This is a genomic window from Arthrobacter sp. Hiyo1, from assembly GCF_001263615.2.
Lineage (GTDB): Bacteria > Actinomycetota > Actinomycetes > Actinomycetales > Micrococcaceae > Arthrobacter.
On record NZ_DF952470.1, the window covers coordinates 120667 to 124501 of the forward strand.

Genomic DNA, 3835 nt, shown 5'->3' on the forward strand with positions numbered 1-3835 from the left:
CGGACCTTTTCCGGCTGGCGCTGGATGGCCCGCTCAACCACGCTTTCCTCGCGGGTGCTGAGGCGGTCCGACGGGACGGCCCCGCCGTGGACGCGGCGAAGGTTGCCGGCGGATTCGAGGGCAGCGAGGTCACGGCGGACCGTCTCTGTGGTGATGCTGAATCGGTCTGCAAGGTCCGTGACGCTGACCCGCCCACGCTCGGCGACGAGCTCGGAGATCAGCTGTTGGCGCTCCTCGGCGAACACATACCCTCCATTGCGTACAAGCTGTAAGTACACCAGTGACAGTCATCACATGATGTGGAATTGCTTGACTCTATCTTTGTTCATGTTGGTCTGTCAACAGAAAACAACATAAACAAAGATCTTTGCTTTGGTTTGGGTTTGTTGAGGTGTGGTTTGGGTGCTAACGCCGGACCGGAGGCCGCCCTATGGCCACTCGATCTCCCCTAGGCCCGGGTAGTCGATGGGGAGGTTGTCCGGGTCTGGGGGATCGGGCAAGCGGGACTGGGTAGGGGAATCCGGTTCGTGCCGGTTCTTGTTCCTCTTTTGGTCCAGTCCATCGGAATCTTGCGGGGAGTCGTCTTCGGGCCGGCGCTGCTGTGTACTTTCAAGCTTCATGGTGTTTCCTTCGGGTAATGCTGCACATTGTTGGCTAAGCAGGTATTTCCAGCTCGAACCCGCAACTGCATCTCAAGACCTTGGTGTGGAGCCGGGCTTCCGGGGGAGAGCTGCGCGATCGGGGCACGCCCGTCGGCGGTGCCCTGAAGCTTCGCAGCGCGGTTTTCACCTCACGGAGTGGTTCGCTGCAATGGAAATAGTGGCTTCCGAACTCCAGGAGGCCATCCTGAATCCCCCGACGATTCAGGATGGCCCCCGCCTGCTGGACGGTGGCCGCGTGGCTGTAGGAAAACCCGCAGGAAGTGCACGTGTAGAACACGGCAAGCTGCTGGGAAGACCTTGGAGACCGGGCCTGGATGGACTCGATGATCAGGTGCCTGTCCGTTCCGCAACGGGCACACCAAAGGGGGGTAGCCCCAGGCTGATGTGGTTCGTGGGGGACGGCGGATTCGGAGACGGTCGACATCGACTAGCTCCGCGCCGGTAACAGGCATTTGCTCATCAGGCAGCACCTTCACATTGAGTGACATGGCGCCCGGCTGCTTGAGCGAAAACAGGCCGAAGGCTCGGCCCTTGTCCGGAGTTCTGCACGGACTGTAGAAGAATTGTGCACTCTGTACCCCCGGCGCGCAAGACCGGCGGAACGTTTGTCCAGTTGGTGGACGCTGCATCGTGCGCCTTTTTCTGCCATTGCCGCCCTGCTGCTCCTAGACTGAGCCATGGACGAAATGGGCCTGAATGCCTCGGTAGTGGGACAACTCCAGGATTTGGTCATCGACAGTGAAGACGTCAGCGGCTTCCTCGAAGACCTTGCGGTGTTCACGGCCTCGTCGGTGTCCGCTGCGCGCGGCCAGGACGTCCTGTGCGGGGTCACGTTGAGCCGGCGCCGCCGATCGATGACGGTCGCGGGGAGCAGCCACGAAGCGCGCCTCATTGACGAAGTGCAGCAAGCCTATGGAGACGGGCCATGCCTCGAGGCGATGAGAACCGGGAAGTCCGTGCTCGTCCGGGATACGTCGACGGACTCCCGGTGGCCTGAATACTGTTCCACGATCGCAGAGCGCGGGCACTTGGCGGTGCTCTGCGTCCCCTTGCGCCTGGAAGAGGGCGCGACGGCGGCGATCAACCTTTTCGCTCCGCACTCCGATGCCTTCGACGAGGCCTCCATCCGCAGTTGCGAGCAATTCGCGAGCCAGGCAGAAAAGGCTCTGCGGCTGGCGGTCCGAATCGGTGCCAGGCAGCAACGCGCAGAGGACCTCGAGCAGGCCATGCGTTCCCGGACCGCCATCGATCTGGCAACCGGCGTCATCATGGGCCAGAACAGGTGCAGCCAGGAGGAGGCCTTCAGGATTCTAAGTAAGGCCTCGAACGGCAGGAACCAGAAACTGAGGGACGTTGCGGAATCCCTTCTCCAGTCCTTGACGAACGAAACGCCCGTCTCACACTTCGACGCATAGAGGGCCCCGCTAGCTGCGCTCTGCGATATTTTTGACGCTCTCCACGAGGCTGTCCCACATGCCCTTCGAATGCGACGCTTCTTCCGCGCTGGCGTTGTTGTCCTGCGCCAAGGTCAGCTTGGTCATCCCGCCTTCCGGCTCCAAAGTCCACGTCAGCGTGTGGTAGTTCCCGGGAGTGTCTTCTTGGCCGGACAACGGACTGAAATGGGTGTTTACCAGCCGCTTCCCTGGCTCGAACTCAAGGATGACACCCTTGTCCTCATAGTCTTTGCCCTTCCAGAGCCCGCGCCAAACAATAGGTCCGCCAACCGTCCAGTCGGTGACCACCTCGGTCCCGAACATGAACTCCTTGATGGCCTGGGGATCGGTGAGTACCGACCACACCCGATCGGCGCTTGCATGGATCGTGATGGTTGAACTCGCAATGAAGTTGCCTGCCATGTCCATCTCCTTTTCACGTGGTCGGCGTCCGGGCGCCGGCGCAACAGAGTCTACGCCCGGGAGCGACGGCCGGCGGAGAGATGCCGAATTGCGCTCTCCGTCACGTCAAGAGATTCAGGGTGTTTTCTCTTAGGCTCGCAGCACGTCTCAGAATTGTGGCTCTGAACTGCGGCGATAGTCGGATTTCGATGGTCGTTAGGCAGTTCGCCCTCGGGGTAGATGCAGCATCGTGCAGTTTGCCCACGTCCGGAAAAGCCGGGTCCGTAGCGTGATGTCTCACACATCGAGTTCCCATTCAGAACCATGAGGAGACATACATGCCGAACTACAGGGTGTCCATGGACATCGGTGGAACGTTTACCGACATTGTCGCTTACGATCAGCACGCCGGAACCTATACGGCCACCAAATCATCCACTACGCCGGGGAATCTGAGCGCGGGCGTCATCGCCGGCCTCGAGTCCATTGTCGACGACCTGTCCGACATCGAGTTCCTGGTCCACGGCACCACCCAGGGATTGAATGCCTTCCTTGAGCGTCGCGGCGTACCGGTGCTGCTGCTGGCCACCGCCGGAGTCGAAGACACTTATCACATTGCCCGCGGCCCGCGCCTTGAGCTCTACAACGCCCAGTACCGCAAGCCTTCCCCGCTGCTCGAGCGCAAGGACGTCATCGGCGTGGGAGGGCGCCTGGATGGGCAAGGCCTCGAGATCAGGCCATTGGACGAAGTTGCCGTCCGTCAGGCAGGCCGTCGGGCAGTGGCCGAAGGTTATGGCGCAGTCGCCGTCGCATTCCTGTTCAGCTACAAGAACCCCGCTCACGAACTTCGGGCCCGGGAAATCCTGCTCGAAGAACTAGGCGAAGATTTCACCGTTTCGCTTTCCCACGAGGCCGCGAAGGAATGGCGCGAATACGAGCGCACCTCATCCGCCGTCGTCGAGGCCTACACCGGACCAGTGGTCCGCAACTACCTCCTGGACCTCGAAAAGAAGCTCGGGGACCGCGGTGTGGAAGCCCCGCTGCACATCATGCAGTCCTCCGGCGGGGTGCTCACCGCTGAGTCCGCACGGAAGCGCCCGCTCCAGACCCTTCTCTCGGGCCCGGTCGGGGGGCGCCATGGGCGACGTCGAACTGGCCGGCGTTTCGGGAAACCGCAACCTGATCGGCGTCGACATGGGCGGAACGTCCTTCGATGTCTCATTGGTAGTCGACGGCAAGCCCGACGTCTCCACGGAGGCACATCTTGAAGGCCTTCCAATGCTCATGAGCGTGGTCAATATTCACACCGTGGGCGCTGGCGGCGGCTCGGTCGCCTGG

The 3835-nt window shown here is 61.6% G+C and carries 5 protein-coding genes and 1 pseudogene; 3 read left to right on the forward strand and 3 right to left on the reverse strand.

Annotated elements, in window-relative coordinates:
• Window positions 1-245: DeoR family transcriptional regulator (locus AHiyo1_RS09520; RefSeq protein WP_148667529.1), on the reverse strand; the 245-nt coding region annotated here is incomplete at its 3' end.
• A 183-nt stretch (window positions 246-428) separates the two neighbouring features.
• On the reverse strand, window positions 429-620 hold the full coding sequence (locus AHiyo1_RS09525; RefSeq protein ID WP_059388408.1) for a hypothetical protein: 192 nt from the start codon (window positions 618-620) through the stop codon (window positions 429-431).
• A gap of 719 nt (window positions 621-1339) precedes the next feature.
• Here AHiyo1_RS09525 and AHiyo1_RS09530 point away from each other — a divergent pair.
• The gene (locus AHiyo1_RS09530) at window positions 1340-2077 is read left to right on the forward strand and encodes a GAF and ANTAR domain-containing protein (RefSeq protein WP_059388409.1); all 738 of its coding nucleotides are present in this window, start codon (window positions 1340-1342) and stop codon (window positions 2075-2077) included.
• A 9-nt stretch (window positions 2078-2086) separates the two neighbouring features.
• Here AHiyo1_RS09530 and AHiyo1_RS09535 read toward each other — a convergent pair whose 3' ends face one another.
• Window positions 2087-2518, reverse strand: coding sequence for an SRPBCC domain-containing protein (locus AHiyo1_RS09535; RefSeq protein WP_059388410.1), 432 nt, complete (start codon window positions 2516-2518; stop codon window positions 2087-2089).
• 338 nt (window positions 2519-2856) lie between these two features.
• Between AHiyo1_RS09535 and AHiyo1_RS09540 the strand changes: the two are divergent.
• Both AHiyo1_RS09540 and AHiyo1_RS26510 read left to right on the forward strand, forming a co-directional pair.
• Window positions 2857-3564, forward strand: a pseudogene (locus tag AHiyo1_RS09540) (hydantoinase/oxoprolinase N-terminal domain-containing protein); the annotation flags it as partial.
• 70 nt (window positions 3565-3634) lie between these two features.
• Window positions 3635-3835 (forward strand): hydantoinase/oxoprolinase family protein (locus AHiyo1_RS26510; RefSeq protein WP_275937056.1); only part of this gene is annotated, 201 nt, incomplete at its 3' end.